The 24,775-nt window shown below is 56.8% G+C and carries 23 protein-coding genes; 21 read left to right on the forward strand and 2 right to left on the reverse strand.

All coding sequences use genetic code 11. The annotated features are described in order from the left end of the window. Positions 1 to 184 precede the first annotated feature (184 nt). Positions 185 to 964: a BPSS1780 family membrane protein gene (locus G5193_RS04850; RefSeq protein WP_227342102.1), complete on the forward strand. Its 780-nt coding sequence runs from the start codon at positions 185 to 187 to the stop codon at positions 962 to 964. Positions 965 to 1,032: 68 nt separating this feature from the next. Here the strand turns inward: G5193_RS04850 and G5193_RS04855 are convergent, their stop codons facing one another. Continuing rightward, on the reverse strand, positions 1,033 to 1,932 hold the full coding sequence (locus G5193_RS04855) for a LysR family transcriptional regulator (RefSeq protein ID WP_416004165.1): 900 nt from the start codon (positions 1,930 to 1,932) through the stop codon (positions 1,033 to 1,035). A 126-nt stretch (positions 1,933 to 2,058) separates the two neighbouring features. Between G5193_RS04855 and G5193_RS04860 the strand changes: the two genes are divergently transcribed. The 4 genes from G5193_RS04860 to oxyR all read left to right on the forward strand — a co-directional run bounded on the left by G5193_RS04860 (position 2,059) and on the right by oxyR (position 6,507). Then, positions 2,059 to 2,919 (forward strand): Vmh family MBL fold metallo-hydrolase, encoded by an 861-nt coding sequence (locus G5193_RS04860; RefSeq protein WP_227343009.1) that lies wholly within the window; start codon positions 2,059 to 2,061, stop codon positions 2,917 to 2,919. A gap of 75 nt (positions 2,920 to 2,994) precedes the next feature. Next, positions 2,995 to 3,639 carry a DsbA family protein gene (locus G5193_RS04865; RefSeq protein WP_421205180.1) on the forward strand — a complete coding sequence of 215 codons (645 nt, stop codon included), beginning with the start codon at positions 2,995 to 2,997 and terminating at the stop codon, positions 3,637 to 3,639. A gap of 171 nt (positions 3,640 to 3,810) precedes the next feature. After that, on the forward strand, positions 3,811 to 5,451 hold the full coding sequence (locus tag G5193_RS04870) for a methyl-accepting chemotaxis protein (protein WP_421205182.1): 1,641 nt from the start codon (positions 3,811 to 3,813) through the stop codon (positions 5,449 to 5,451). A 156-nt stretch (positions 5,452 to 5,607) separates the two neighbouring features. Further along, complete coding sequence (gene oxyR, locus G5193_RS04875; RefSeq protein WP_216953055.1) at positions 5,608 to 6,507, forward strand: DNA-binding transcriptional regulator OxyR; 900 nt, start codon at positions 5,608 to 5,610, stop codon at positions 6,505 to 6,507. A gap of 49 nt (positions 6,508 to 6,556) precedes the next feature. Here the strand turns inward: oxyR and G5193_RS04880 are convergent, their stop codons facing one another. Continuing rightward, positions 6,557 to 9,028, reverse strand: coding sequence for a penicillin-binding protein 1A (locus G5193_RS04880; RefSeq protein ID WP_421205184.1), 2,472 nt, complete (start codon positions 9,026 to 9,028; stop codon positions 6,557 to 6,559). 299 nt (positions 9,029 to 9,327) lie between these two features. Here G5193_RS04880 and tapM point away from each other — a divergent pair, with 299 nt between their 5' ends. From tapM to astA, 16 genes are all read left to right on the forward strand, one after another. Continuing rightward, on the forward strand, positions 9,328 to 10,389 hold the full coding sequence (gene tapM / locus G5193_RS04885) for a PilM family type IVa pilus assembly protein TapM (RefSeq protein WP_302055918.1): 1,062 nt from the start codon (positions 9,328 to 9,330) through the stop codon (positions 10,387 to 10,389). After that, positions 10,377 to 10,955: a PilN family type IV pilus biogenesis protein TapN gene (gene tapN, locus G5193_RS04890; RefSeq protein WP_216953058.1), complete on the forward strand. Its 579-nt coding sequence runs from the start codon at positions 10,377 to 10,379 to the stop codon at positions 10,953 to 10,955. Before tapM ends, tapN begins: the two co-directional genes overlap by 13 nt. Next, complete coding sequence (tapO, locus tag G5193_RS04895; protein ID WP_216953059.1) at positions 10,952 to 11,551, forward strand: PilO family type IV pilus biogenesis protein TapO; 600 nt, start codon at positions 10,952 to 10,954, stop codon at positions 11,549 to 11,551. Before tapN ends, tapO begins: the two co-directional genes overlap by 4 nt. Further along, positions 11,548 to 12,081, forward strand: coding sequence for a pilus assembly protein PilP (locus G5193_RS04900; RefSeq protein ID WP_216953060.1), 534 nt, complete (start codon positions 11,548 to 11,550; stop codon positions 12,079 to 12,081). The genes tapO and G5193_RS04900 overlap by 4 nt, the downstream gene beginning before the upstream one ends. Positions 12,082 to 12,097: 16 nt before the next feature. Further along, positions 12,098 to 14,311 carry a type IV pilus secretin PilQ family protein gene (locus tag G5193_RS04905; protein ID WP_323912610.1) on the forward strand — a complete coding sequence of 738 codons (2,214 nt, stop codon included), beginning with the start codon at positions 12,098 to 12,100 and terminating at the stop codon, positions 14,309 to 14,311. Between the two features lie 191 nt (positions 14,312 to 14,502). Continuing rightward, entirely contained in the window at positions 14,503 to 15,021 is a 519-nt protein-coding gene (gene aroK / locus G5193_RS04910) for a shikimate kinase AroK (protein WP_005347909.1), read from the forward strand. 14 nt (positions 15,022 to 15,035) lie between these two features. Then, positions 15,036 to 16,118 (forward strand): 3-dehydroquinate synthase, encoded by a 1,083-nt coding sequence (gene aroB, locus G5193_RS04915; RefSeq protein ID WP_021229792.1) that lies wholly within the window; start codon positions 15,036 to 15,038, stop codon positions 16,116 to 16,118. Further along, positions 16,108 to 17,688 carry an SPOR domain-containing protein gene (locus tag G5193_RS04920; protein ID WP_266134308.1) on the forward strand — a complete coding sequence of 527 codons (1,581 nt, stop codon included), beginning with the start codon at positions 16,108 to 16,110 and terminating at the stop codon, positions 17,686 to 17,688. Before aroB ends, G5193_RS04920 begins: the two co-directional genes overlap by 11 nt. Positions 17,689 to 17,758: 70 nt before the next feature. Then, complete coding sequence (locus G5193_RS04925) at positions 17,759 to 18,631, forward strand: Dam family site-specific DNA-(adenine-N6)-methyltransferase (protein ID WP_005335008.1); 873 nt, start codon at positions 17,759 to 17,761, stop codon at positions 18,629 to 18,631. Positions 18,632 to 18,820: 189 nt separating this feature from the next. Beyond that, positions 18,821 to 19,495: a ribulose-phosphate 3-epimerase gene (gene rpe, locus G5193_RS04930; protein ID WP_005335006.1), complete on the forward strand. Its 675-nt coding sequence runs from the start codon at positions 18,821 to 18,823 to the stop codon at positions 19,493 to 19,495. Continuing rightward, positions 19,482 to 20,150 (forward strand): phosphoglycolate phosphatase, encoded by a 669-nt coding sequence (locus tag G5193_RS04935; RefSeq protein WP_005353990.1) that lies wholly within the window; start codon positions 19,482 to 19,484, stop codon positions 20,148 to 20,150. Before rpe ends, G5193_RS04935 begins: the two co-directional genes overlap by 14 nt. A 42-nt stretch (positions 20,151 to 20,192) precedes the next feature. Beyond that, positions 20,193 to 21,197 carry a tryptophan--tRNA ligase gene (trpS, locus tag G5193_RS04940; RefSeq protein ID WP_005362251.1) on the forward strand — a complete coding sequence of 335 codons (1,005 nt, stop codon included), beginning with the start codon at positions 20,193 to 20,195 and terminating at the stop codon, positions 21,195 to 21,197. A 117-nt stretch (positions 21,198 to 21,314) separates the two neighbouring features. Continuing rightward, positions 21,315 to 21,530 carry a hypothetical protein gene (locus G5193_RS04945; RefSeq protein WP_216953064.1) on the forward strand — a complete coding sequence of 72 codons (216 nt, stop codon included), beginning with the start codon at positions 21,315 to 21,317 and terminating at the stop codon, positions 21,528 to 21,530. A gap of 21 nt (positions 21,531 to 21,551) precedes the next feature. After that, a complete protein-coding gene (locus G5193_RS04950; protein ID WP_216953065.1) occupies positions 21,552 to 22,133 on the forward strand; it encodes an aminodeoxychorismate synthase component II in 582 nt (193 codons plus the stop codon). 277 nt (positions 22,134 to 22,410) lie between these two features. Then, a complete protein-coding gene (locus G5193_RS04955; protein WP_216953066.1) occupies positions 22,411 to 23,628 on the forward strand; it encodes an aspartate aminotransferase family protein in 1,218 nt (405 codons plus the stop codon). A gap of 76 nt (positions 23,629 to 23,704) precedes the next feature. Then, positions 23,705 to 24,724: an arginine N-succinyltransferase gene (astA, locus tag G5193_RS04960; RefSeq protein WP_005334994.1), complete on the forward strand. Its 1,020-nt coding sequence runs from the start codon at positions 23,705 to 23,707 to the stop codon at positions 24,722 to 24,724. Positions 24,725 to 24,775: the final 51 nt, after the last annotated feature.

Below are 24,775 nucleotides of genomic sequence, written 5' to 3' on the forward strand. Positions count from 1 at the left end.
AGGGGGCAGATTGTGCCTCGTTATGGTCGGGGCAGCCAGTGGCGGGGCGTGGCTGATGCCCCTTTTGTGCATAGTTGCGTCAGGTTTTATGTCGTGCTCGGGTTGCTTCGCCATTGAGTCGCCCCCGCCCTGGCTCTAGAATCGGCTTCCGGCACTTATGCCACCGACACTCCGAGGAGACGATATGAACGGATTACCCCCTTTGCGCACCACACCGGCCCGATACACGACAGGTCGTGGCTGGCTCTGGGTTCGCAGCGGGTTCGATATCTTCAACAAGGGGATGGGGATCAGCGTAGCCATGGTGCTGGTCTGGTTTATGGTAGGCATGCTGCTGGAGCAACTGCCGGCGGGGGGCCTTATCTCCCAGCTGCTCTACATGGTGTGGGGCGCGGGTTGGGTGGCGGTCGCCGCTCGGGGTTATCGGGGGGAGCCGCTGCAGTTTGCCGATCTCTTCGCCGGTTTTCGCCACAAGTTGACCCCGCTGATGCTCGGCGGTCTGCTGGTGTTGCTGCTGTTCAGCCTGGTTGGCCTCGTCTGTCTCGGTCTGCTCTCCGTGTGGGGGCTGCTCCCGCTGTTGACGCAGGATCCCGAGAGCATGGTGGTCTCTGCCAGCCAGTTGCAACAACTGCTGCTGGTGTTGCTGGTGGGAATGCTGCTCATCATTCCCGTGCTGATGGGGGTCACCTTTGCTCCTGCGCTGATCTACCACCACGATATCGGCATCATCCAGGCGGTGCGTCTGAGCTTCTTCGGCTGCTGGCGCAATATGTGGCCCTTCTTCTGGTGGGGGCTGCTCTCAGCCATGTTGCTGCTGTTTGGCGCGGCGCTGCTGCTGGTGGGTCTGCTGGTGGTGATCCCGGCGCTCAACTACTCCATCTATGTGGCTTATCGGGATATTTTCCTGGACGAGAGTGCGCAGCAGGAAGCGCCTCACTCAGAACCATTCGGATTTGAAGCCTGATCAAGGGATCGGAATGAAGAAGGGGCACGCAGCGGCCCCTTCTCTTCATGGTCGGGTTTGAGGTGTGCTTACTCCTGCCAGATGGGATCCGCCGCCATGCGGGCTAGCAGAAAATCGAGGAAGCTGCGCAGCAGTGGCGACATCTGTTTGCGGGTGGCATACACCCCGTAGACCCCGAGGCGCTTGGGCTGCCAGTCGGTCAGCAGGGGCACCAGTTCTCCGCGCTCCAGATAGGGTTGGGCCGAGTAGCGTGGCTGCAGGCTGATCCCTGCGCCTTCCAGCGTTGCTTCCAGCAGCAGGTTGGAGATATTGGCGCTCAGGTTACCGCTGACCGGCACTGACTCGGGACCGTCCGGTCCATTAAACTCCCACAGGCTCTTGCCGAAGTAGGTGTAGGTGAGGCAGTTGTGCAGCGCCAAATCCTGCACCTTGTGTGGCATCGGATGACGGGCCAGATAGGCCGGGCTGGCACAGACTACCGAGTGGCAGGTGCCGAGACGGCGCGCCACCAGATTGGGGTCGAGGTCGTTGGTGATGCGGACCGCCAGATCGATCCGCTCCTCTACCAGATTGACGGTTCTGTCGAGCAGCAGAATGTCAATGGCCGTCCCCGGGTATTGCGTCAGATAGTCGTTGGCAGCCCCGACCAGCAGCGCTTCTGACAGGGAGTAGCTGCTGGTGATCCGCAGTTGTCCCTTGGGGGCGTCATCTCCCTTCACGGCGATCTGCTCCATTTCTTCGCCGAGGGCCAGCATGGCGCGGGCCCGGTTCAGCGCTTCCTCTCCCGGCCCGGTCAGGCTCAGACGACGGGTGGTGCGGTGCAGCAGGCGAGCGCCCATCCAGCTCTCCAGCTCGGCCAGATAGCGTGACACCATGGCGCGCGACATATCCAGTTTCTCTCCGGCGCCGCTCAGGCTCCCCTGTTCGACTACGCTGACGAAGACCCGCAATGCGGTCAGTCGATCCATGTATGGCTCTCTATATGTTCGATAAGTGCAACAGTGATGTGCTTTTTATGCTGTATTTGCACCTTATGTGATCCAATACACTCTGTCCATCAAATGAACCCCCGAATACTTAATGAGGAATAGATGATGAACAACACCCTGATCCGCAACCTGACTCTGGCGACCACCCTGCTGAGTGGCGCCGCACTGGCCGCCCCCCTGAGCGTGACCGTCTATAACCCTGGCGAGAAGGCGATCTTCCCGGTCTCCTCCTCACTGGTGACCGGTGACAAAGAGGCCATCCTGATCGATGCCCAGTTCGACGTACAAAATGGTCAGGCGCTGGTCGACATGATCAAGAAGAGCGGCAAGAAGCTGACCACTGTCTATATCAGTGCCGGTGACCCCGACTTCTACTTCGGTCTGGAGCCGGTCATGGCTGCGTTCCCGGATGTCAAGGTGCTGGCCGACCAGCATGTGGTTGACCACATCAACCAGACCAAGGATGCCAAGCTGAACTACTGGAGCCCGATCCTCGGCAAGGGGGCACCGAAGAGCCTGACCGTGCCGCAAGTGATGACGGCCAGTCACCTGACGCTGGATGGCGAGAAGATTGAAATCAAAGAGATGAACACCCCGAATGCCTACCTCTGGGCCCCTTCCATCAAGACTGCTTTTGGTGGTGTGCCGGTTTACCACGGGGTGCATGTCTGGATGGCCGACAGCCAGACCAAAGCGGCCCGCAGCAACTGGGTCAAGGCGCTGGACAACCTGCTGGCCCTGAAACCCGAACGTGTAGTACCGGGCCACTTCCTGGGCACTGCGCCCAAAGGCACTGCTGCTGTGACCTTTACCCGTGACTATGTAGAGCGTTTCGAGCTGGAGCTGGCCAAGGCAAAAAATTCCGGCGAGCTGATTGAGGCCCTGAAGAAGGCCTATCCGGCACTGCCGGTTGACGATGGTCTGGCCATCGGTGCCAAGGTCAATACCGGCGAGATGAAGTGGTAAGCCACTGAGCCTGCTCTCCCTGTGTTTTTTTACCGGGCCTCAGGGCCCGGTTTTTTATCCGAGATTGAAGTGAGAATGAAGATGAGCGAACCACAAACCATCCTCCATTATGTCTATGACCCGCTCTGTGGCTGGTGCTACGGTGCCGCCCCCCTGTTGCAGGCGGCAGCCACCATTGACGGGCTCGAGATCGAGCTGCATGCGGGCGGTCTCTGGCTGGGTAGTCGCCGTCAGCCGATGGGCGAGGCATTGCGTGATTATGTGCGTCCCCATGATCAACGGATCGAAGCGCTGACCGGCCAGCATTTTGGCGAGCGCTACTTTAACGAACTGCTGCTGAGGGAAGGGGCTCTGCTGGACTCCGAGCCGCCGATCCGTGCGGTCTTGGCCGTCACGACATTGGCGGGCGATGGGCTGGCCATGTTGCACCGGATCCAGCAATCCCACTATAGGGAAGGGTGCTGGATTGGTGAGCCGGCGTTTCTCGCCACGCTGGCGGCAGAGCAGGGGATTGCAGCGGAGGCATTCCAGCAAGCTTATCTGCAGGCCCCCTTGCTGCAACATCTGGCAGATAGCCATAGCTGGATGAAACGGCTGGGTGGTCAGGGTTATCCTACCCTTGGGCTGATGCACAAGGGGCGGGTCACGCCTGTACGGGTTGCCGATTTTATTGGGGAACCGGATGCTCTGCGCACGCATCTGCTGGCGCTAATGACATGATGGCTGTTATTTGAACACGGGATCGCTTCAGGAAAGGTGTCCAAGGCCGATAGGCAGACAAGCACAGAAACGGTATGAAATCCTTCTGTTTTCCGGGTGCAGGCTATGCTCTATATGACCATTCCCGGTGGATGTTGCGGGAGTGAAGACTCATTTCAAGGAAGCCCTTATATGTTCAAAAACATGTCCATCGGCCAGAAACTGAGTGCCGGATTTGCCATCCTGGCCTTGTTGGTACTGGGCTTGGCCTGGTTTTCAATCAGCCAGCTGGCAAAGCTCTATGGTGATACCGAAACCATCACAGGTAATTTGCTGCCTTCTACTCGTCTGGCGAGCCAGATGCATGTCGCAGTGCTGGATGCGCGTCGTTCAGAGTTGGCCCAGGTCATCGGTGGCCTGAACAAGGATGAGCAAGAGGTAAGCGATCGCACCCTGACCTTCAATAAGGCCAAGCAGGAATTTGAGCAAGCAGCCCAAAAATATGGTGCTTTACCTTTCACTACTGGTGAAGAGAAGCAGGTTTATGAGCAGGTGGTTGCGGCGGGGGCCAAGTATTTTTCGGTGCATGACCAGCTGATAAATGCCTTTGCTGCTGGCGATCTGGATAAAGTCAGAAGTCTGCGCAAAAACGAGACTCGTGCCGCATTGGAAGAGGTTGGTGCCAAGTCTTATCGTTTGCGGGAGATCAATAACGAGATTGCCGATGAGATGGTGAAAGACATTGCGGCCATGTATAGCAATGCCAGAACCATGAGCATTATTGTCAGCCTGGTGACGCTGGGTTTTGTGGTGGTGATTGCCTGGCTGTTGACCGCCCAGATCCGCAATCCGGTGATGGCCCTGCTGGAGCAGACCCGCCGTGTCTCCTCCGGTGATCTTACCTCCCGCATCGATATGCAACAGTTCAACAATGATGAACTGGGGACTCTTGCCAAAGGGTTTGGCGAGATGCAGACCAATTTGCGTACCCTGGTCAGTGAAGTCTCGGGCTCAGTGGTGCAACTGAGTTCGGCCACCGAAGAGATGAGCTCGGTAGCAAGGCAGTCAGCGGCCAACATGAGTGCCCAGCAGCATGAACTTAATCAGCTGGCAACCGCGATGAACGAGATGCAGGCTACGGTTCAGGAGGTTTCTCGCAACACCAGCGATGCCGCCAGTGCCGCCACCTCGGCCAGCGAAACCGCAGAGATTGGGGCCAAGACTGTTAATGACTCTATTTTGCGCATCGAGCGGGTGGCGGGGGCCATCGAGAGCACTGCAGTGGTGATCCGCCAACTGGGCGATGATAGCCGCAATATCGGCATGGTGCTGGAGGTGATCCGCGGCATTGCCGAACAGACCAACCTGCTGGCATTGAACGCGGCGATTGAAGCGGCCCGGGCCGGTGAGCAGGGACGGGGTTTTGCGGTGGTGGCTGATGAGGTGCGTACTCTGGCCAAACGAACCCAGGACTCCACCTCCCAGATCAATACCATCATTGCCGAGTTGCAGCAGCGTGCCGAACAGGCGGGCAGTACCATGCAACAGAGTCAGGAGCTGATGAACACCACGGTAGCTACCGCGCGGGAAGCGGGCGAGTCTATCTCCCAGATCAGTGGCTCGGTCAGCAGCATCTCCCACATGAACATCCAGATTGCAACGGCCACCGAAGAGCAGGGCGCGGTGAGCGAGGAGCTCAACCGTAACGTGGTCAATATCAGTCATGCTTCCGAAGAGGTGGCCGCCGGTGCCACCCAGATGGCTCAGGCGTGCAACGAGTTGAACCACCTGGCTACCCAACTGCAGGATATGGTGCGCCGTTTCAGGGTGTAATCCATCGGCGAGTCAAACAGCTCGATTACCGCGAGGTGATCGGGCTTTTCTGTTTTGGAGGGGCAGCCAGAGAGGCTCACTGCAAGTGGATGACTTGTCCCGCCGGACGATATTGTGCATGCTGATGGCCCATTTTCCAGGCAGGACTCTTGCTGTATGAATCTTCGCGATCTCGAATATCTGGTGGCGCTGGATGAGGAAAAACATTTTCGCAAAGCCGCTGAACGCTGCTTTGTCAGTCAACCCACCCTGAGCGGCCAGCTGCGCAAGCTGGAGGATGAACTCGGGGTCATTTTGATCGAACGTACCTCGCGCAAGGTGCTGTTTACCCCGGCTGGCGATGCCATGGCCCATCAGGCTCGTCGGGTGCTCAAGGAGGTGCGCGAGCTCAAGAGCATCGGTCAGCACTTCTCCGAGCCGATGTCCGGGGAGATCCATATCGGTTTTATTCCGACCGTGGGCCCCTACCTGTTGCCCCGCATTATCCAGACCCTGCGTGAGCATTTTCCCCAGCTGGAGTTCTATCTCTATGAGGAGCAGACCCAAACCCTGCTCAAACGGCTGGAAGAGGGGGAGCTGGATTGCGTCATTCTGGCCGAGATGCCGGGGATGGAGGGGTTTGGTTCAATCCAGCTCTACCACGAGCCGATGTGGTTGGCTGTGCCTTGCCATCACCCCGAAGCACAGGCCAGACAGGTGCCACTCGGCAATCTCAAGGGCAAGAAATTGCTGATGCTGGCCGATGGCCACTGTTTGCGGGAGCAGGCGATGGGATTCTGTTTCGCCGGCGGGATAGGTGAGGATCAACGCTTCAAGGGGACCAGTCTCGAGACGCTGCGCAACATGGTGGCCGCCGGTAGCGGCATGACCCTGGTGCCAAAGCTGGCCGTACCCGCCGATCATGATGAGGGAGGTGTGAGCTATCGTCCTGTGGTTGACCCTGTGCCGGGTCGTACCATCTCGCTGCTCTATCGCCACTACTCGGTACGTCGCCCCTGTTTCAACGAGCTGGCAGCCTCGATTGCCACGCTGATGAGCAAGCAGTTGGCCCAATAAAAAAACCGGCAGCCAAGGCTGCCGGTTTTGCTTCTGCCGCGAGAGCAGCTTAGAAGATATCGTCGGTTGAGACAGGCCCTTCCACATCGGGGTTGTCACCACCATAGACCTGATTGCCGTCCGAACTGGGCGCGGCGTAACGGGTCGGCTCGGTCCCTTCCTTGAAGTATTCGTCGGTTCCGCCACTGGTCGCCAGCAGTCCGGTTTCGCTGTCAATCTTCACCGTCATGATCCCTTCGGGAACCGGCATCTTGTGCTCCGGCAGCTTTTTGAGGGCGACTTTCATGAAGTCGATCCAGATAGGCTGTGCAGCGCCACCACCAAACTCGGCACGGCCAAGGCCACGCTGGTGGTTGTCAAAACCGATCCAGGAAGTAGCTACGATGTCCGGGGTATAGCCGGAGAACCAGGCATCCCGCGATTCGTTGGTGGTACCGGTTTTGCCGGAGATATCGTGACGTTTCAGGTCACGGGCTGCACGCCAGCCGGTACCACGCCAGCCGTTGCCACCCCAGATGGCTGTGCTCAAGGTGTCGGTGATCAGGAACGCGCTCTGGGCACTGATGGTATGCGGGGCGATGGTTGGCGCGAGAGGGGTCTGCGTGCCATCTTGTGCTGCGTCATCAACAGTTGGCTCCGGCAGTGTGCTCTGCTCGGACGCCGTCTGCTGTTCGCAATTGTTGCAGGCAATGGCAGGATTGGCCTGATAGAGGGTGTTCTCCAGGCTGTCGGTGACTTTGTCGATGAAGTATGGGGTCACCAGGAAGCCACCGTTGGCCAGTACCGAGTAACCACGCACCACCTCGAGGGGGGTAAATTCGGCTGCGCCCAGCGCCAGCGACTCATGGGGCGAGATGAAGTCGCGGGGGAAGCCAAAGCGTGTCAGACCGTCGATATAGGTATCCAGACCGATGGCGCGCATCAGTCGAACCGACATCACGTTCTTGGACTTGGCCAAACCCAGACGCAGCGGGGTGGGGCCATCATAAACGGCCGGGGAGTTCTTGGGCTGCCACATGGGCCCTTTTGACGGATCCCACTGGTTGATTGGCGCATCGTTGATGAGCGACGCCAGGGTATAGCCGTGCTCCAGCGCGGTCGCATAGAGGAAAGGCTTGATATTTGAACCGATCTGGCGACGCGCCTGATCGACCCGGTTGAATTTGGATAGTTCGAAGCTGAAGCCGCCAACTACTGCTTCCAGCGCGCCATTTTTCGGGTTCATGGCAACCAGCGCGGCGTTGACGTCCGGGATTTGGGCCAGCAGCAACTCTTCGCCCTCTTCCCGCACCCAGATCTGGGCGCCGACTTTCAGTACATCGCGTGCCGATTTCGGGGCATAGCTTTGGCGGTCGTCGGTAATAAAGGAGCGAGCCCATTTAATGCCGTTCCAGCCCAGCTCTGCTTCCTTGCCATTTTTAAGTACCAGTGTGGCGCTACGGTCACCGAGCTTGGTAACTACGGCCGCCATCAGCGGATCATAAGTGGGTTGCTTGCCAAGGTGGGCCACGATCTGCTCGTAATCCCAAGCTGTTTCGCCTGCCTTCCACAACTGGGCCGTCGGGCCACGATAGCCGTGACGCATATCGTAGGCAAAGACGCCATCCAGCAGTGCCTGTCTGGCGGCCCGTTGGCGTTCGGCAGAGACGGTAGTGTAGACGTGTAGGCCCATGGTGTAGGCATCTTCACCAAACTGCTCTACCATCTTCTGGCGTACCATTTCACCCAGATAGGGAGCGTGCAGGGTCACTTCGGCGCCGTGAAAACGGGCCTTGATCGGCATTTTGGACGCTTCGTCAAACTGGGCCTGGGTGATCTTGCCGGTCTCCAGCATCCGACCAAGCACAACGTTGCGGCGCGCAAAGGCGCGCTCTGGGGATCGGATGGGGTTGAGCATGGAGGGGGCTTTGGGCAGACCGGCAATGATGGCGATCTCGTCCAGCCCCAGATCCTTGACCTCTTTACCAAAATAAACCTGAGCCGCAGCACCGATCCCGAAGGAGCGATAACCGAGAGGGATCTTGTTGAGGTACAGTTCGAGGATCTCGTCTTTTGAGAGATTCTGCTCGATCCGCCAAGCCAGGAAGACCTCCTTTATCTTGCGGATGATGGTTTTCTCATTGCTCAGGAAGAAGTTGCGTGCAACCTGCTGGGTAATGGTGCTGGCACCCTGACGGGCATGACCTGATACGGCCCAGACGGAGGCGGCGCGAATAATACCGATGGGGTCAATGCCGGGGTGCTCGTAGAAGCGGGCATCTTCGGTTGCCAGTACGGCATCGATCATTGGCTGGGGGATTTCATCCAGGCGCAACGGAATGCGACGGATTTCGCCATATTGGGCGATCAATTCCCCATCCCGGCTGTAGACCCTCATCGGGGTTGCCAGTTTGACATCACGCAGTGCGGTGACATCGGGCAGTTGGGGTTTGATATAGAAGTAGATACCGATGAGGCTGGCAACACCCAGCACAGCACCCAGCATCATGACAATAAACAGGCGAACGAGCCATTTCAGCATGGAAGAACTACCAATCGTCTTAAATTTAGCCAACGGGCGCAGAGTATAGCCCTTTTGCCATCTGGAATTCGAGGTTTTCCTGTGGCAAGTCACCCATCGATAGGATGCGAGAGGTTAGCACTACAGTGAGCAATAACCAAGGTGCCTCCCTTTATCTCAAGAAAGCGAGGTGGGTCACTTTTCGGTATAAACTTTATGACATTGATAGTTAGAGCATTTAGGATGGATCAAGCTCTCATCTGATTAGAGTGTCCTACACTCAATTCAGGTATAAAACCCAATAACGCATGGATGTGTATATGTTTGGGCTATTTAATAAGGGATCCCTCCTCCCCCTGGTGGGCATTGATTTCGGTAGCCAGACCATCAAGGCCGTTACCCTCACTGGTCGTCCCGGCAAGCTGCATATTGAATCTGTTGCCGAGGTCGCCACCCCGAAAGGTACGCTGGTTGATTACCAGCTACAGGATATCGAGCGGGTCAGCCCATCTTTGAAAACCCTCAAGCGCCTTATCTCTGGCCACAGCGATTATGCCGCGACAGCGGTGACCGGCTCCAACGTGATCACCAAGGTCATCCAGATTGATGCTCGCCTTGGTGACAAGGAGCTGGAGAGTCAGGTGCAGCTGGAGGCCGAACAGATCATTCCCTTTCCCCTCGATGAAGTCAGCCTCGATTTTGAGGTGCTGGACACCAGCGCCAGTGAAGATCGTCAGGATGTTCTGCTGAGCGCAGCCCGTACTGAGAGCGTCAATGGCCGGGTCAGCGCTCTCGCTGAGGCTGGCATTGCCGTCAAGGTAGTGGATGTGGGAGCCCATGCCTTGGGGCGGGCCGTTGTGGCCTGTTTGCCCGAGTTGCAGGAGAGTGAGCGACCGATCGGGGTGATCGACATTGGCGCCAGTGCCATGACCTTCGCAGCCTTGGTCAAGGGAGAGGTGATCTACTCGCGCTTGCAGAATTTCGGCGGTGATCAATATAGCCAGGCGCTCTCCTCTTTTTATGGCATGACCCTCGATGAAGCTGAGCAAGCCAAGACCAAAGGCACCTTGCCTGTTGACCATGAGTTGGACGTGTTGATGCCACATATCAACTCGCTGTTGCAACAGGTGCGGCGCAATATCCAGCTGTTTTGTAGCTCGTCAGGTTATCGCGATATAGCCAAACTGGTGTTGACCGGGGGAGGCAGCTTGCTGCCTGGCTTGTTGGTACAGGTAAAAGAGGAAGCCAACTGCGAGGTGTTTCATCCGGATTTGTTCGCCCTGTTTGGCAAACCGAAAGGAGAGGTTGATCTGGTACATGGCGCTAAATACATGACGGCATTCGGGTTGGCTCTGAGGAGTTTTACACCATGTCAAATATAAACCTTCTCCCCTGGCGCGAGGCTCGTGCTCAGCGGCAAAAGAAACAGTTCGGTGCCCTGCTCGGGCTTTTCGTGTTGGTCACTGTCGCACTGAGCCTCTTTGCCAACTGGCTGGTCGAGCGTCAGATTGCCGCCCAGCAGCAGCGTAATCAGCGTCTGGTTCAGGAGATGACCATCCTGGATGCACAACTGGGAGAAATCCGCCTGCTTAAAGAACGTCGCAAGGAGCTGATCGATCGGATGCAACTCATCGAACATCTCCAAATGCGTCGAAATGTGCCCGTTCGTCTTTTCAACCAGCTGCCCTCTCTGGTACCCAATGGGGTTTACCTCAATACCCTCTCGTTGCAGAACAATATTATCGATGTCAACGGCAAGACAGAAGCTTATGGTCGAGTGGCCAGCATGATGCGTCGAATCGATGGTTCCGGCTGGCTGGGACAGTCGAAAATAAGCACCATTTTTGCAGCGGAGGTCGCGCCGGTATCGTTGAGTCAATTCTCGATGATGTTCCTGATTGCCAATAATACCGCTGCTGCCGGGGATATGGCCAAGGAGAGCAAATGAACCTTCAGCAACTCAACGAGCTTGATCTGAATGACATCGCGAGCTGGCCAAAATGGGCGAAAGCTGTCTTTATCCTGCTGTGCTGTGTGTTGACTGGTGGCGCTATTTATTACTACGTGATTGCCAATTCCTTAGGCAATCTGACCAAAGAGAGCGCCAGAGAGACGGAGCTGAAAGGCCAGTTTGAAAGCAAGGCGATGCTGGCAGCCAATTTGGGCGCCTACAAGGCACAAATGATCCAGCTCGAGCAACTGGTCGATACCCAGCTCAAGCAGCTGCCCAATACCCATGAGGTCGCCGGTTTGCTGGACGATATCAGTTTTATTGCCACCGATAATGGCTTGAAACTCAATCGCATCAACTGGGAACCGGAGGTCAAGCACGAGTTTTCTACCGAATTGCCCATGCGGATCGAGGTGGTAGGTAATTATCATCAGATCGGCAAGTTTACGGCAGATATGGCAGCCCTGCCTCGTATCGTCATACTCGACTCCTTTACCTTGAGTCAGAGCAAGGATGAGGGAGACCTGATTGCTATGTCGATGCTGGCCAAAACCTACAAGTACAACGGTAAAACAGTGGAGCAGAAACAATGAGACGTATCTGCTGGTTGTTACCTGCCCTCTTGCTGACGGCCTGTGGTGGTCAGGAGGAGATGGATTCCTATATTGCCGAAACCAAGGCAAGACCCCCTGTACCTATTGAACCCTTACCCCAGTTGAAGCCGTTTTCCCCCATGCACTATCAACAACGCGATCTGCGTAGCCCCTTCATGATGCCGCAACCAGAAGCAAGTGTCGGGCGCGCGAATAGTGCCCAGGTGAAGCCTGATTGCGCACAGGTTATGATGGACAGAGAAAAAGAGGTATTGGAAAACTACTCTCTCGCCAGCTTGTCAATGCACGGCTCCTTGGGAAAGGCCGGGCAGTTGTGGGCCCTGATCAGCACACCTGATGGAAAATCAATACGGGTCGGGCTCAACCAGTATATGGGGCTCGATCAGGGTAGAGTCATCAAGATTACTCCTACGGCAGTGGATTTACTGGAAACCATTCCGGACGGGAAGGGGTGCTGGGTAACAAGAGAAACCCAGTTGGCGATGGCCAATATGCAAGAAAAACAATAATCAGGGACGAACAGCAATGAGAACAACCATAGACAGTGTAACAAAAGTGGCTTTGCTGTTTTGCGCCAGTGCCTTTGGTCAGGCGTGGGCAGTGGCAACCTTGCAAGAGATAAAAGTTAATCCATTGCTGGCAGACCAGTTGCAACTGGAGCTCAGCTTCAGCGAGCCTGTGAGTGGCTTTACCGATCGTCTCTCCTATCAACCTAACCAGCTCCTGTTGCATGTCCCCGGTGCTGTGGGCGCACTCAAGGTGAACCCGCTGCCTATTCAGCGTCAGGGAGTAGACAACATCAAGGTGGAAGGGAAGGGGGCAGGCCTTGATATCAAGATCGCTCTCGATCAGCTGGCTCCCTATCAGGTGCAGCAACAGGGTAATAAATTGCTGGTTTCCCTTGGTGAAGGGACCTCATCAGCTCTGATTAATGGCGAAAGCGCCCTGATTGCACCTGCCGCAACGGCTTCCTCAGCCATGGTGGCCACTCCAGCTCCTTCGGCACTGCTCAATTCTCAGGTTGTTGCCAAGTCAATGCCTGTTGCACCGGTAACCCCTCCTGTTGCGACGCCTGCTGCCAGCAAACCACTGCTCGGCAGCTATCAGAACAGTGGCGGTGGAGCCTATTTCAACTCGGTGACCGGGGTGGATTTTCGTCGTGGCAAGGATGGTCAGGGGGAGTTTCTGGTCACACTTGACAACAGCTCGGCTGCCGTCGATGTGAGCAGCCGCGGTCAAACTGTGCTGGCCAAGTTTCATGGTACTCGCGTGCCTGATGGTTTGCTTAATCTGATCAATGTGCAGGATTTTGCGACACCGGTCTCTCAGGTTGAGGTGTCCCGGCAGGGCAACGATACCCTGTTTGAGCTGTCGGTTAATGGCCAGTTTGATTACCGTTACGATCAGGCTGATAAACTGTTCATTATCGAAGTGAAAAAACGCACGGCGGCATCTGCGTCTTCAAAGCAGTATCAGGGCAAGCCCATCTCATTGAACTTCCAGGATATCCCGGTTAGAACCGTGTTGCAGCTTATCGCTGACTTCAACAACCTCAATCTGGTTACTACCGATTCTGTGGCAGGCAATCTGACACTACGTCTGGATGGCGTGCCCTGGGAGCAGGCGCTCGACATCATTTTAAAAGTGCGCGGTCTGGATAAGCGGCTTGATAACAACATCCTGCTGGTTGCTCCGGCTGAAGAGATTGCGGCACGGGAGAAACAGCAGCTGGAGAGCCGGAATCAGGTGGCTGATTTGGCCCAGTTATATACCGAATATATGCAGATCAACTATGCAAAAGCATCCGAAGTGGCTGCTCTGCTCTCATCCGAGAGTACCAAGTTGCTATCGCCACGTGGCGCGGTGAGTGTGGATGAACGGACCAACGTGCTGGTTGTGAAGGATACGGCTGAGGTTATCAGCAGTATCAAGCGGATGCTGGATATTCTGGATATCCCGGTCAAGCAGGTGGTGATCGAAGCGCGTATGGTGACCATCGATGACGGTTTCGATGAAGCGCTCGGGGTACGTTGGGGAGTGACCAAGAACGATGGTCACGGCAACAGCACTTCAGGCTCTATTGAAGGGAATGATTCGTCCGGTAATAACGACGGTAGTTCAACGATTACCAGACCCTCGGTCGATAATCGGATGAACGTCAATCTGCCGGTGACCAATGCTGCCGGTACCTTGGCATTCCAGGTTGCCCGTCTGGCCGATGGAACCCTGCTTGACCTTGAATTGTCTGCGCTGGAAAAAGAGAGCAAGGCCGAGATTATCGCCAGTCCGCGGGTGACCACTGCGAACCAGAAACCGGCGTTGATCGAACAGGGTACCGAGATCCCCTATGTGGAGTCCTCTTCCAGTGGTGCAACCTCGGTCACCTTCAAGAAGGCGGTACTGAGCTTGAAAGTCACGCCGCAGATCACCCCTGACAACCGGGTGATCCTCGACCTGACCGTGACCCAGGATACCAAGGGCGAAACCGTACCGACCGGTACCGGTGATGCAGTCTCCATCAACGCCCAGTCCATCACGACGCAGGTACTGGTTAACAATGGCGAGACACTGGTGCTGGGCGGCATCTATCAGCAGACTATCAAAAGCGATGTGACCAAGGTGCCCTTGCTGGGTGATATCCCCGGATTGGGCGCCCTGTTCCGCAAGACCACCAGCGAGAACAAAAAGCGTGAACTGCTTATTTTCGTGACCCCCAAGATAGTCACCGACGCCTTCTGAAGGCTTTACATGTGAAGGTAAAACACATATAACCTTACGCCCCAATGAGGCTGGGGCGTAAGGGCTGCGGTTGCCAGTCCCGATATCTATTGAGATAATCCCCCTCCTGATCCATCGCAAGATAAGGTTCATAGGTACCCCGATCCAGTATTTATCGGGGTCGTACAGTTTGTAATTACTAACGAAAAAACATGGCTGAGAAACGCAATATTTTCCTGATAGGTCCCATGGGTGCGGGCAAGAGCACCATAGGTAGACATCTGGCAGAACAACTGCATATGGAGTTTTTCGACTCAGATCATGAGATTGAGCGCCGCAGTGGTGCTGATATCGGCTGGGTGTTTGATGTTGAAGGCGAAGAGGGTTTCCGTATTCGCGAAGAGAAGGTGATCAGCGAATTGTCTGAGCAGCAGGGTATCGTGCTGGCAACCGGTGGTGGAGCCATCAAGAGCCGGGAAACCCGCAACAAGTTGTCTGCTCGTGGCATCGTGGTCTACCTCGAAACCACCATTGAAAAGCAGTTGGCGCGTACACAGCGAGACAAACGCCGTCCTCTGCTACAGACTGAAGAGCCGCCGCGTGAGGTGCTTGAGCGTCTGGCACAAGAGCGCAACGCCCTGTATGAAGAAGTGGCTGACTTTGTTATCCAGACAGATGATCAAAGCGCAAAGATCGTTGCCAATCAGATTGTGAAGCTGATCGGTATGTAATCAAGAGGACGTCCATGGAACGGTTGAAGGTCGAACTGGGTGAACGCAGCTATCCCATCGAGATAGCTGCAGGGTTGTTGCAGCGCCCCGAGGCGCTGGTATCGACCATCAAGGGCAAGCGGGTGATGATAGTGACCAACACGGTCGTTGCTCCGCTTTATCTTGAACGGGTAACCGCTCTGCTGTCGGGTTTTCAGGTTGAACACCTGATCCTGCCTGACGGCGAGGCGTACAAGAACCTAGCGACTTTTGAGCAGATCATGTCTGCTCTGCTTGAAACCAACCATGGGCGCGATACGACGCTGATCGCTCTGGGGGGCGGCGTGATCGGGGATGTGGTGGGCTTTGCGGCAGCAAGCTATCAACGTGGCATTCCTTTTATCCAGATCCCGACCACTCTGCTCTCCCAGGTTGACTCCTCTGTTGGCGGTAAAACCGCGGTCAACCACCCCCTCGGCAAGAACATGATTGGGGCTTTTTATCAGCCCAAACAAGTTGTTATCGATACCGAATGTCTGAGTACCTTGCCAGCCCGCGAATTTGCCGCAGGGATGGCCGAGGTGATCAAGTACGGCATCATTTGGGATGCTGATTTCTTCAGTTGGCTGGAGCAGAACATGGTGCGTCTGCAACAGCTGGAACCTGCCGCGCTGGCCTACGCCATCAAACGTTGCTGCGAGATCAAAGCCGATGTGGTCGGTCAGGATGAGACCGAGCACGGCGTCCGTGCACTGCTCAATCTGGGCCACACCTTTGGTCATGCCATCGAGGCTGAGCAGGGGTATGGCAACTGGCTGCATGGTGAAGCGGTATCCGCTGGCACCATGCTGGCAGCCTGGACTGCGCAGGCCCGTGGCGATATGAGCGAAGCGGACGTTGCGCGAGTGCGCGCTCTGCTGCTGGCCGCCAATTTGCCCATTCATGCGCCTGCCGAGATGGATTTCGCCGCCTTTATTCGCCATATGCGCCGTGACAAGAAGGTGCTGGAAGGCAAGCTGCGTCTGGTGTTGCCGGTTGGCATCGGCCATGCGCAGGTGGTGGGGGATGTGTCCGATGCCGAGTTGCTGGCGGTGATCGAGTCTGGTCGTGACGAATAAACTGCTAAAACTTCCTTCCCAGCGGCAGCTGGTTGACCGGCTGCTGCATCTGATTGAATTCAATCACCCTTTCATTTTTCTCTCCGGTAAACCCGGTTGTGGTCGCGGTACCCTGTGCGAATCCCTGCTCGGCGTGTTGCCGGAAAAAGTGCGGGTGGTAAGCCTGATTGGTACGCCTGCCATGAAGATGGTGGATGTGCGCCAGCTGTTGCTGCCACAGGTGGTGGCGCGCCCGCTGTTCAATCCACAGGATGCGCTGGCGGAGAGCTTCTTTCGCATGCTGGAGGGGAGCAAGCCAGCCACCCTGTTGCTGCTGATAGAGCGGGCCGACCAGTTGCCAGCTGAATTGCTGGGAGAGTTGTGGGCGATCATACGTCATAACGATACCCTGGCGGCGCCCCATCAGCTGGCCATTATTGTCTCGGGCAGTGACGTCTGGTGTCGTACCCAACGACCGCAGCTCAAGGGGCGTGCCATGCCAGCCCTTGAGCTGGAAGTGCCGCCACTGAGCCCGCCCGAGCAGCGCATCTTCTTGTATGAAAAAGCCAAAGAGCTCAAGATCCCGGCGACCCTCTTGCCCAAGCCGCAAGTGGAGGAGATCCTGAAAACGGCGAACGGACATCCGTCCACCATCATGCAGTTACTGGAGGATATCATGACCGACAGAAGGCCCAAGAAGCGTCAGGCGGAGTTGCCTGTCAAGAAGATTGCCACCGCTATCGCGCTGGTTGCTGGCGGCCTGCTGGCGTTGAGCTACCTGCTGCCTGCGCTGTTTGACAATGAAAGCAAACCGGCGCTGCAGGATCCGGTGCAGAACACGGCATTGCCGATCCCGGTAGCGGGAGGCGATCCCCTCACCGCTGGCGGTTCGAATACCGATGCCGCTGCACAAGGCGCGCAAAACAGCGATGCAGCCAGCAATCCCAACGGGGTAGTGAAGGATTGGCAGCCGGAGGCGAAAGTGCTGCCCAAATCGGTGGAGAGCGAAACTGTGACCACCGAATCAACCAATTACGAAGGGCGTCGGGTGGTGATCTCTGACGAGGTCGTGCAAAAGCTGATGACCGAACCCAAGGTGAGCGGCGCTCTGCCTACTGACGTGGTGGACGAGCTGACCGGCAAGAACCCGAGTGGCACAGCCCCCAGTGGTGCAATCGCAACCACGGTGCCAGCCAGTACCTCCAAAGTACTGAATCCGGCGACAACCGCAACGCCTGCGGCCACCACCAAAACCGCCAGCAACGAGCCGGTTGCCGCGCCAGCACCCAAGGTGGCCCTGACACCGGTCGCCACCTTGAACAAGAAGCCGCGCAACCACTACAGCGTTCAGCTGATGGGGGCGAGCAACACCAAGGCGGTGGATCAATTTGTCGCCGAGCATGGTCTGGCGGGCAAGGTATGGGTCTATCAGACCAAATTCCGTGGCAGCCCTTGGTATGTGGTGCTGCAAGGGGATTATGCCGGTCTGACCCAGGCCAAGAGTGCCATTCGCAAGCTTCCGCCAGCCTTGCTGAAAGGCCAGCCCTGGCCCAAGTCGTTTGCACAGGTACAAAAAGAGCTGAAGCAATAGCCTTGATACCGGATAAGGGGGTAGAATCGTCCCCCTTTTTGGGTCTTGCCTTCTTACACACCGGATTTCCATGAAAAAAACACGCGCTTTTTTAAAATGGGCCGGGGGAAAATACTCCCTGGTTGAAGAGATTGCCGAGCGCCTGCCGGCCGGGCGTGTGTTGCTGGAGCCCTTCGTCGGGGCCGGGTCTGTGTTTCTCAACACCGACTACGACGCGTATGTGCTCAACGACATCAATCCGGATCTGATCTGCCTGTACAACCACCTCAAGCTGACGCCGGACAGTTTCATTGCCGAGGCGCGCAAGCTGTTTGTGGCAGAGCACAACCACAAGGCGGCCTATTACCGGCTGCGTACCCAGTTCAATCAGACCGAGACCACCTTCGAGCGGGCGCTCTTGTTCCTGTTTCTCAACCGTCACGGTTTCAACGGACTGTGCCGCTACAACAAGAAGGGCGGCTTCAACGTGCCGTTCGGCTCCTACAAGAAACCCTATTTCCCGGAAAAAGAGCTGTGGGCCTTTGCCGAAAAGGCGCAGAAGGCGACCTTTATCTGCGAGAGCTACGCCGATGCCATCAAGCGTGCCGAAGAGGATTGGGTTATCTATTGTGATCCACCCTATGCGCCGCTCTCCACTACGGCGAGCTTCACCACCTATGCCTCCGGTGGGTTTACCCTGGATGATCAGGCGATCCTGGCGCGACTGGCCCGTCACACAGCCGCTCACAAAGGGGTGCCAGTGCTGATCAGCAACCACGATATCGAGCTGACTCGTGAGCTTTATCGCGGTGCCCGCCTCGACGAGATCCTGGTCAAGCGCACCATCAGCCGCAACGGCGGCACCCGCAACAAGGTGGCCGAGTTGTTGGCGCTCTATCCGCCCGGAATCGAACCCGAGCAGGGCTACTATCCCAGCGACAGCGAACTGCTGCCACTGACGTAACAGACCATGCGGCGCCCAAGGGTGCCGTTTTTTATGGGCGCGCCTGGGCCTGTGCCGATGCCCCAAAACCCGGGTGGTTGTGGGAGGGGAGGCGATTGCCCCATTTACCCCGCATTCGAGTCGTTTTCGCCCGCCTTTTACGTTAAAATTGCGCCGCTTTTTCTCCCTGGCTGCCAATGGATGATGCTGATGAAAGACTTTCTGATTGCCCCCTCGATCCTCTCTGCCGATTTTGCCCGTCTGGGTGACGATGTAGCCAAGGTACTGGCTGCTGGTGCCGACGTGGTTCACTTCGACGTGATGGACAACCACTATGTCCCCAACCTGACCATTGGCCCCATGGTCTGTCAGGCGCTGCGTGACTACGGTATCGAGGCCCCCATCGACGTGCACCTGATGGTCAAGCCGGTGGATCGCATCATTCCTGATTTTGCCAAGGCCGGTGCTTCCCTCATCACCTTCCACCCGGAAGCGTCCGACCACGTAGACCGTTCTCTGGGCCTCATCAAGGAGATGGGCTGCCAGGCCGGTCTGGTGCTGAATCCTGCTACCTCGCTCTCCTGCCTCGAGTATGTGATGGACAAGCTGGATGTGATCCTGCTGATGTCGGTCAACCCGGGCTTCGGTGGCCAGAGCTTTATCCCCGGTACCCTCGACAAGCTGCGTCAGGTGCGTCGTCTGATCGACGAGAGCGGCCGCGATATCCGACTCGAGATCGATGGCGGGGTGAAGGTCGACAACATTCGCGAGATCGCCGAAGCGGGCGCCGACATGTTTGTCGCCGGCTCGGCCATTTTCAGCCAGCCTGACTACAAGGCGGTGATCGATAAGATGCGTGCGGAGCTGGCTCATGTCACACGCTGAGCGCGCATTTGATTTGGTGCTGTTCGATCTGGACGGCACCCTGATTGACAGCGCCGCCCAACTGGCGCTGGCGGTCAATCTGACTCTGGCTGATCTGGGTCTGGAACAAGCTGATGAAGCGGTTATCCGTACCTGGGTCGGCAATGGTGCCGACAAGCTGATCCAGCGGGCGCTCGCCTATCGCGAGGCTGACCCCGAGCTGTTTGCCAAGGCCAGACCGATCTTTTTCCAGCACTACAACGCCTGCCTGCTGCAAGGGCTGGCTATGTATGACGGGGTTGCCCAGAGTCTGCGTCGCCTGCAAACCCTGGGTTACAAGCAGGCGATCGTCACCAACAAGCCGAGTGATTTCGTGGCACCCATCCTCGATGCCCTTGGCATCAGCGATTGTTTCGAACTTTGGCTTGGCGGCAACTGCGTGCCAGTCAAGAAGCCGAGCCCGGAGCCATTGCTGCACGCTTGCCAGGAGTTGGGGGTGAGCCCGGCTCGCACTCTAATGGTGGGCGACTCCGAAAATGACGTGCTGGCGGCCAAGGCGGCCGGCATGAAGGTGGTGGGCCTGACCTACGGTTACAACTATGGCCGCCCCATTGCCGACTCCCATCCAGACTGGGTATTCGAGCAGTTTGCCCAGCTCGATGCACTTTTGGTCTAATAGCGCAGCTGGGCTGGCTGAATAACAAGGATTAACACTCTCATGACTAAACCAATCGTATTGAGCGGGGCGCAACCCTCCGGTCAACTGACCATCGGCAACTACATGGGGGCCCTGCGTCAGTGGGTCAACATGCAGGATGAGTTCGACTGCCTCTACTGCATCGTCGACCTGCACGCCATCACCACTCGTCAGGACCCGGCTGCCCTGCGCAAGGCTTGTCTGGACGCAGCCGCCCTCTATCTAGCGGTCGGTATCGATCCCAAGAAGAGCACTGTCTTCATCCAGTCTCACGTGCCGCAGCACGCCGAGCTGGGCTGGATCCTCAACTGCTATACCCAGATGGGTGAGTTGTCGCGCATGACCCAGTTCAAGGACAAGTCCGCCCGTTTCGAGAACAACGTCAACGTCGGCCTGTTCGGTTATCCGGTGCTGATGGCAGCCGATATCCTGCTCTATCAGGCCAATCAGGTGCCGGTCGGCAACGACCAGAAGCAGCATCTGGAGCTGACCCGCGACATCTGTACCCGTTTCAACAACCTCTATGGTGAAGTGTTCACCATGCCGGAGCCCTTCATTCCGACCGAAGGGGCGCGGGTGATGAGCCTGCAGGATCCGACCAAGAAGATGTCCAAGTCGGATGACAACGAGGCCAACTTCATCGGCCTGCTGGAAGATCCCAAGCAGATCGTCAAGAAGATCAAGCGTGCGGTGACTGACTCCGACGAGCCGGCGGTGGTGCGTTTCGACCCGGAAAACAAACCGGGTGTCTCCAACCTGCTGACCCTGATGTCCGGCGTGACTGGCCGCTCCATCCCCGAGCTGGAGCAGCACTTCGAAGGCAAGATGTATGGTCACCTCAAGACCGAGACCGCCGAAGCCGTGGTTGCGCTGCTGGAACCGATCCAGGCTCGTTTCCACGAGTTGCGTCAGGATGAGGCCCATCTGATTGCGATTCTTGCCGAAGGGGCACAAAAGGCGCGTGAAAGAGCTGAAAAAACCCTGACCAGCGTATATGATGTAGTCGGCTTCGTTCCTCGAGCCTGACATACTGGGAAGGTGTAGTAGAAGAGAGCTGGGTATTTGCCTGGCTTTCTTTATTTTCCCACGTTGTATTTTGTTTAATTCTTTATTTCAACCCGGGTTATATCCCCAAGAGTACGCATGTCTGTTCAACCAAATATTTCGATTGAAGAGCTGAGTGATAAAGGTCACTGGCTGCGCAAGTTCCGCAAGGCGAAAAACCTCAATACCCTGCAATTGATGGTCTCCAATGCCATCGATAAACATCACAAGACTGCTGCCATCGCTGCAGCCATCTATCTGGCCGAGTGTCAGCGTGAACGGGAAATGGAACAGGGTCGTTATCTCGATCGTTAATTCTCCACTGTTGGTTATCTCATGCTGTTGTTGATCGATAACTACGACTCTTTTACCTGGAATCTGGTGCAATATTTCGGCGCCCTGGGACAAGAGGTTGTGGTCAAGCGCAATGATGAACTGACGCTTGATGCCATAGCGCAGCTCTCCCCCCGTTTTCTGGTGATCTCTCCCGGTCCCTGTACGCCCAATGAGGCGGGGATCTCTCTCGATGCCATCAGCCACTTCGCCGGCAAGCTACCCATTCTTGGCGTCTGCCTTGGCCACCAGTCGCTGGCGCAGGCGTTTGGTGCCCGCGTGGTTCGCGCGCGTCAGGTGATGCATGGCAAGACCTCCCTGATTCGCCATCGCGGCGAAGGGGTATTCTACGGTCTAAAGGATCCCTTGCGGGTGACCCGTTATCACTCACTGGTGGTGGAGCGCGACACGCTGCCCGACTGCTTCGAGGTCACCGCCTGGAGCGAGCATGCCGATGGCTCGTTTGACGAAATCATGGGATTACGCCATAAGACACTTCCTGTCGAGGGTGTTCAGTTCCATCCGGAGAGTATTTTGAGCGAACAGGGCCATTTGCTGCTGGCCAATTTTCTGTCCTGTTCATAAAAATTTGTGATCACCTTCTCAAGTTTGAAAGAAGGTAAAAAATATTTCTCTGACACTTTATTCAGCCCCCTTCCAGCCCAAATTATCTCTTGCCAAGCCCCCCTGAGTCGTTATGCAATGCGGTTGCCTAAAATCTCAAGGTCAATCGAACATTGTTCCTCATAGGTCGTCTTGTTACAGACTTTTTACTTTATTTCTGTGATAATCCCGTCACGTTTACACGGATTTAACTTTTAGGCGGTGGATTATTCTGTCGCCGAATCTGAAGGAGAGCTATATGTCAGAGTTGTTGGCAGTGACACGTGAAGTGTTTGATGAAGTGATGGTTCCCAACTATGCGCCCGCCAAGATCATCCCGGTGCGTGGTGAAGGGTCACGTGTCTGGGATCAGGAGGGGCGCGAGTATGTCGACTTCGCCGGTGGTATCGCCGTTAACGGCCTGGGTCACTGTCATCCCAAGCTGGTCGAGGCTCTGAAAACCCAGGGCGAGAAGCTGTGGCACCTCTCCAACGTAATGACCAACGAACCGGCCCTGCGTCTGGCCAAGAAGCTGGTCGCGGCCACCTTTGCCGACAAGGTCTACTTTTGCAACTCCGGCGCCGAAGCGAATGAAGCTGCCCTCAAGTTGGCTCGCCGCTACGCCATCGAGAAGTTTGGCGAGCAGAAGACCCAGATCATCGCCTTCAATCAGGGCTTCCACGGTCGTACCTTCTTTACCGTCAGCGTCGGTGGCCAGGCTGCCTACTCCGATGGCTTCGGTCCCAAGCCCGGTGACATTACCCATGTTCCCTACAACGATCTGGCGGCACTAGCCGAGGTGATCTCCGACAACACCTGCGCCGTGGTGATGGAGCCGCTGCAAGGGGAGGGTGGCATTATTCGTCCTACCGACGAGTTTGCCAAAGGGGTGCGCGAGCTGTGCGACAAACACAATGCCCTGCTGGTGTATGACGAAGTGCAGTCAGGGGTCGGCCGGACCGGTGATCTCTATGCCTATATGGGGCTCGGCGTCACGCCGGACATCCTCACCAGCGCCAAGGCGCTGGGGGGCGGTTTCCCCATCGGCGCCATGCTGACCACCGACGAAATCGCTTCTTACCTGAAAGTGGGCACTCACGGCTCTACCTACGGCGGTAACCCGCTGGCCTGTGCGGTCGCCGAGGCAGTGATCGACGTGATCAATACTCCCGAGGTACTGGACGGGGTCAAGCGGCGCGAACAGCTGTTCCGCGATGGGCTTGAGGCGATCAACGCCAAATACCACTGCTTTAGCGAAGTGCGTGGCAAGGGGCTGCTGCTGGGTGCCGCTCTGAGCGAGGACTTCAAGGGGCGTTCCCGCGACTTCCTGCTGGCCTCTATCGATCAGGGGCTGATGGCACTGGTTGCCGGTACCAACGTGGTTCGTTTTGCCCCTTCACTGGTGATCCCGGAAGCGGACATCAAGGAAGGGTTGGCCCGCTTCGAGAAGGCGGTTGCCCAGGTGGTCAACGCCTGATTCCAAATTGAGGTGGGGAGCTCTCCCGGCAGGAGCCGGGCCCCCACCTGTCGTCAATGAAAGGGAGTTGTCATTTATGTTGGTTATCCGTCCCATCGAGCAAAAAGATTTTGCCGGGCTCAAGACCTGCGCCATCGAGTCCGGCACCGGCATGACCTCGTTGCCCGTCAACGATGAGTTGCTGCAGCGCAAGATCGATGCTTCTACCCAGACTTTTTCCGACAAGCCCGCCGGCAAGGGGGACTGCCTCTACTTCTTCGTGGCTGAGGATCTGGAGACCGGCGAGATGGTCGGCACCTGTGCCATCGATGCCGCGGTTGGCCTCTCCCAGCCGTTTTACAACTACCACATCGGCAAAGTGGTGCACTCTTCTCCCAAGCTCGGCATCTACAACGTCGTTGAAACCCTGACTCTCTCCAACGACTACACCGGCAACTCCGAGCTCTGCACCCTGTTCTTGCGCGAATGTGCCCGCGAAGGGCTCAACGGCCGCCTGCTCTCCAAGCACCGCTTTCTGTTTATGGCCGAGCACCCCGAGCTGTTTGACGAGACCGTCTTCGCCGAAATGCGCGGCGTCTCCGATGCCAACGGTCACAGCCCCTTCTACGAGTGGCTGCAAACCCACTTCTTCTCGATGGATTTTCCCACCGTCGACTATCTGACCGGCATCGGCAAGAAGCGTTTTATCGCCGAACTGATGCCCAAGTACCCCATCTACGTCAATTTGCTGAGCAAAGAGGCGCGGGCCGTTATCGGTCAGACCCACGAGAAGACTCGCCCGGCCATCAAGATGCTGCAGGACGAGGGCTTCGTGAACCGTGGCTACGTCGATATTTTCGATGCGGGCCCCACCGTCGAGTGCGACGTGAAGAATATCCGCAGCGTGCGCCGCAGCAAGAAACTGCGAGTGCTGGTGGGCGAGCCCATCGGTGGCAAGACCCACCTTATCTGCAACAGCCGTTTCGAACATTACCGCGCCTGCTACGGCAATATCCGGGTCGATCTCGACAAGCACGAAGCCATCATCCCGCCCAAGATGGCGGCGGCACTCAAGGTGCAGGATGGCGACATGGTGCGGGTGGTTGACCTCGACTGAGGCAAACAGGACAAGCAAACCGATTATCAGGCAGGCAGCCGAGGCTGCCTG

The organism is Aeromonas sp. 601027 (genome assembly GCF_049174455.1).
In the GTDB taxonomy this organism is placed as follows: domain Bacteria; phylum Pseudomonadota; class Gammaproteobacteria; order Enterobacterales; family Aeromonadaceae; genus Aeromonas; species Aeromonas veronii_A.

Bases quoted from the DNA above. Each gene is read 5' to 3' on its own strand.
- G5193_RS04850 (WP_227342102.1), top strand. From the start codon at position 185: ATGAACGGATTACCCCCTTTGCGCACCACACCGGCCCGATACACGACA.
- G5193_RS04855 (WP_416004165.1), bottom strand. From the start codon at position 1,932: ATGGATCGACTGACCGCATTGCGGGTCTTCGTCAGCGTAGTCGAACAG.
- G5193_RS04860 (WP_227343009.1), top strand. From the start codon at position 2,059: ATGAACAACACCCTGATCCGCAACCTGACTCTGGCGACCACCCTGCTG.
- G5193_RS04865 (WP_421205180.1), top strand. From the start codon at position 2,995: ATGAAGATGAGCGAACCACAAACCATCCTCCATTATGTCTATGACCCG.
- G5193_RS04870 (WP_421205182.1), top strand. From the start codon at position 3,811: ATGTTCAAAAACATGTCCATCGGCCAGAAACTGAGTGCCGGATTTGCC.
- oxyR (WP_216953055.1), top strand. From the start codon at position 5,608: ATGAATCTTCGCGATCTCGAATATCTGGTGGCGCTGGATGAGGAAAAA.
- G5193_RS04880 (WP_421205184.1), bottom strand. From the start codon at position 9,028: ATGCTGAAATGGCTCGTTCGCCTGTTTATTGTCATGATGCTGGGTGCT.
- tapM (WP_302055918.1), top strand. From the start codon at position 9,328: ATGTTTGGGCTATTTAATAAGGGATCCCTCCTCCCCCTGGTGGGCATT.
- tapN (WP_216953058.1), top strand. From the start codon at position 10,377: ATGTCAAATATAAACCTTCTCCCCTGGCGCGAGGCTCGTGCTCAGCGG.
- tapO (WP_216953059.1), top strand. From the start codon at position 10,952: ATGAACCTTCAGCAACTCAACGAGCTTGATCTGAATGACATCGCGAGC.
- G5193_RS04900 (WP_216953060.1), top strand. From the start codon at position 11,548: ATGAGACGTATCTGCTGGTTGTTACCTGCCCTCTTGCTGACGGCCTGT.
- G5193_RS04905 (WP_323912610.1), top strand. From the start codon at position 12,098: ATGAGAACAACCATAGACAGTGTAACAAAAGTGGCTTTGCTGTTTTGC.
- aroK (WP_005347909.1), top strand. From the start codon at position 14,503: ATGGCTGAGAAACGCAATATTTTCCTGATAGGTCCCATGGGTGCGGGC.
- aroB (WP_021229792.1), top strand. From the start codon at position 15,036: ATGGAACGGTTGAAGGTCGAACTGGGTGAACGCAGCTATCCCATCGAG.
- G5193_RS04925 (WP_005335008.1), top strand. From the start codon at position 17,759: ATGAAAAAAACACGCGCTTTTTTAAAATGGGCCGGGGGAAAATACTCC.
- rpe (WP_005335006.1), top strand. From the start codon at position 18,821: ATGAAAGACTTTCTGATTGCCCCCTCGATCCTCTCTGCCGATTTTGCC.
- G5193_RS04935 (WP_005353990.1), top strand. From the start codon at position 19,482: ATGTCACACGCTGAGCGCGCATTTGATTTGGTGCTGTTCGATCTGGAC.
- trpS (WP_005362251.1), top strand. From the start codon at position 20,193: ATGACTAAACCAATCGTATTGAGCGGGGCGCAACCCTCCGGTCAACTG.
- G5193_RS04945 (WP_216953064.1), top strand. From the start codon at position 21,315: ATGTCTGTTCAACCAAATATTTCGATTGAAGAGCTGAGTGATAAAGGT.
- G5193_RS04950 (WP_216953065.1), top strand. From the start codon at position 21,552: ATGCTGTTGTTGATCGATAACTACGACTCTTTTACCTGGAATCTGGTG.
- G5193_RS04955 (WP_216953066.1), top strand. From the start codon at position 22,411: ATGTCAGAGTTGTTGGCAGTGACACGTGAAGTGTTTGATGAAGTGATG.
- astA (WP_005334994.1), top strand. From the start codon at position 23,705: ATGTTGGTTATCCGTCCCATCGAGCAAAAAGATTTTGCCGGGCTCAAG.